The sequence below is a fragment of the Streptomyces sp. MB09-02B genome, from assembly GCF_033794485.1.
In the GTDB taxonomy this organism is placed as follows: Bacteria; Actinomycetota; Actinomycetes; order Streptomycetales; family Streptomycetaceae; genus Streptomyces.
Map to the genome: position 1 here is coordinate 1 of NZ_JARGEE010000682.1, position 2,966 is coordinate 2,966.

Here is a 2,966-nt window from a genome sequence, read left to right on the forward strand (position 1 = left end):
GCTCCTCAAGGCGTTGACCAACGGCGAGGCCACCGCCACACCCGACCTGCGCCTCCACGACGCCCACCCCGGCGACCGCTACCTCCTGTGCTCCGACGGCCTCTCCTCGGTCGTCCCCGACCCGGCCATCCAGCACACCCTGTCCTCGACCGCCGACCCCGAGACCGCCGTACGCGCCCTCGTCACCGCGGCGAACGAGGCAGGCGGCCCCGACAACGTGAGCTGTGTGGTGGCGGACGTGGTGGACGGAAAGACCGGGGAGACCGGTGAGAACAGGGACACCGGCGAGAGCGGGGACACCGGGCAGATCTGGGCGCGCTGACCGGCTTCGCCCACACGCCCTCGACCGTGCCCCGCGCCGGGGGTGAGCGGTGCCTCTCGTGCCGCCGCCCCCCGCAGTCCCCTGCGCCAACCGGCTGCCCAGGAGCGGGCTCAGGGGCTCTCGGCGATCTGGTCGGCGATGGAGCGCATGAACTCGGCGAGCAGACTGCTGTGCGCGGCCGCCGTGACCGCCGCGTGGAACAGCCGGTCGCCCTCGACACCGTGCCCGTCCCGCTCGATCTCCCCGGCCATGTGCGTTGGCAATGGTCCGCCAGTACATCGAACAGCAAAGACGTCCGCTCTAAAGTGCACGTCGGAGCAGTCTTGAGATGCATTCATCCCCGGCGTGTGCGCCGGGGCTTTCTGCAAGGAACCCGGTAACCCCATCGGGGAGCCCGCCGATCGTGGAGCCCCCACGGCTGTGCGGTAGCTCGAACGGCGACGATCAAAGCGACGACCAAAGCGACGACCAAGGAGTACAGAACGTGTCCTCTCTCTTCCCGGCCCTCACCGGCGAAGCCCGAACCCCCGAACGCCCCGCCCTGCGCTTCGGCGACCGGTCCCTGACGTACGCGGAACTCGCGGCCGTGACCGACGCGCTCGCCGCCCGGATCCGCGACGCGGGCCGCGTGGCCGTCTGGGCGACGCCGACGCTGGAGACGGCGGTAGGCGTCGTGGCCGCGCTCCGGGCCGGCGTCCCCGCCGTACCGCTCAACCCGAAATCGGGCCAGAGCGAACTGGGGCACATCCTCAAGGACAGCGCCCCCGCACTGATCCTCACCGCACCCGGCATCGAACTCCCCTCCGCACTGGGGGAGTTGGATCGGTTGGACGTCGACGTACGAGCCCACCCGACCTCGCACCCACCACTCGCGGACGAACCGACTCCCGAAGCCCCCGCCCTCATCGTCTACACCTCCGGAACCACCGGCCCGCCCAAGGGCGCCGTCATCCCCCGCCGTGCCGTCGCGACCACCCTGGACGCGCTGGCCGACGCCTGGCGGTGGACCGCCGACGACGTACTGGTCCACGCCCTGCCCCTCTTCCACGTGCACGGCCTGATCCTGGGCATCCTGGGCCCGCTGCGGCGCGGCGGCGCGGTCCGCCACCTCGGCAGGTTCGACACGACCGCGGTGGCCCGCGAGCTGTCGGCGGGCGCGACGATGCTGTTCGGCGTCCCGACGATGTACCACCGCATCGCCGAGACCCTCCCCACCGACCCGGACCTGGCGAAGGCGCTCGGCCGCGCCCGCCTCCTCGTCTCAGGCTCCGCCGCGCTGCCGGTGCACGACCACGAGCGGATCGCGGCGGCGACCGGCCGCCGGGTCATCGAGCGGTACGGCATGACGGAGACGCTCATGAACACCAGCGTCCGAGCCGACGGCGAACCCCGCGCCGGCACGGTCGGAGTCCCCCTGCCCGGTGTGGAGTTGAGGCTGGTCGACGAGGACGGCACCCCCCTGAACGCGTACGACGGGGAGTCGGTCGGCGAGATCCAGGTGCGTGGTCCGAACCTCTTCACCGAGTACCTCAACCGCCCCGACGCCACCGCCGCCGCGTTCACCGCCGACGGCTGGTTCCGCACCGGCGACATGGCCGTGCGCGACCCCGACGGCTATGTACGCATCGTCGGCCGCAAGGCCACCGACCTCATCAAGAGCGGTGGTTACAAGATCGGTGCGGGGGAGATCGAGAACGCGCTCCTGGAACACCCGGGCGTACGGGAGGCGGCCGTCACCGGTGCGCCGGACCCCGACCTCGGCGAACGCGTGGTCGCCTGGATCGTCCCGCAGGACCCCGAATCCCCGCCCCCGGCAACGGAGTTGGCGGACCACGTCTCCGCCCTCCTCTCCCCTCACAAGCGCCCCCGGACCGTTCACTACCTCGCCTCCCTCCCCCGCAACGACATGGGCAAGATCATGAAGCGGGCGCTGAAGACGGACGGAGCCGGATGACCGACCGCCGCCGCTCGGCACGCGAGGCCCTCGCCCTCCTGACGGACGACTTCGCCGAACTCCCCACGCCCCAGCGGGAGTACTCCCCCGACGGCCCCCTCACCTGGCCCGGCTACGACGCCTCCCGCGCCCGCGCCGCCGAGCGCACCGGGGAGGAGGAGTCGGTGGTGTGGGGCCGGGCGACCATCGGTGCCGTACAAGCCGTCCTGATCTCCTTCGAGTTCGGCTTCCTCGGCGGCTCCCTCGGTGAACGCACCGGCGACCGCCTGGAAGCGGCGTACACCTACGCCCGTGAGCACCGCCTCCCGGTCGTCTCCCTGATCGCGACCGGTGGCAGCCGTATGCAGGAAGGCATGCGCGCCCTCACCCAACTCCAGCGTGTGGCACGCGAGTCGGCGCTGACGGGGGAGGCGGGCCTGCCGCAGCTGGCGGTCCTCCGCGACCCCACGACGGGCGGCGGCTGGGCCGCGCTCGGCGCCGCCGCCGACATCGTCCTGGCCCTCCCGGACGCCCAGGTGGGCTTCGCCGGCTCCCGCGTCCGCCCCTCGGACGCGGACCCGGCGGCGTACACGGCGGAGTCGCAACTCGCGGCGGGCTCGATCGACGCGGTGGTCCCCGCGACAGCCCTGCGCGACACCTTGGCCCTCTATCTCACGCTCCTGACCAACCCCTCCCCGCAGCCGGCACCCC

The 2,966-nt window shown here is 72.5% G+C and carries 3 protein-coding genes and 1 pseudogene; 3 read left to right on the plus strand and 1 reads right to left on the minus strand.

The annotated features are described in order from the left end of the window. Positions 1-322 (plus strand): PP2C family protein-serine/threonine phosphatase (locus tag P1P70_RS42765; protein ID WP_413471679.1); only part of this gene is annotated, 322 nt, incomplete at its 5' end. Positions 323-438: 116 nt separating this feature from the next. Here the strand turns inward: P1P70_RS42765 and P1P70_RS42770 are convergent. Further along, positions 439-576: pseudogene (locus tag P1P70_RS42770) on the minus strand (GntR family transcriptional regulator); the annotation flags it as partial. A 230-nt stretch (positions 577-806) separates the two neighbouring features. Between P1P70_RS42770 and P1P70_RS42775 the strand changes: the two are divergent. After that, a complete protein-coding gene (locus P1P70_RS42775) occupies positions 807-2,276 on the plus strand; it encodes an acyl-CoA synthetase (RefSeq protein ID WP_319247630.1) in 1,470 nt (489 codons plus the stop codon). Beyond that, on the plus strand, positions 2,273-2,966 hold a 694-nt coding region (locus P1P70_RS42780; protein ID WP_319247632.1), incomplete at its 3' end, for a carboxyl transferase domain-containing protein. The genes P1P70_RS42775 and P1P70_RS42780, both read left to right, overlap by 4 nt.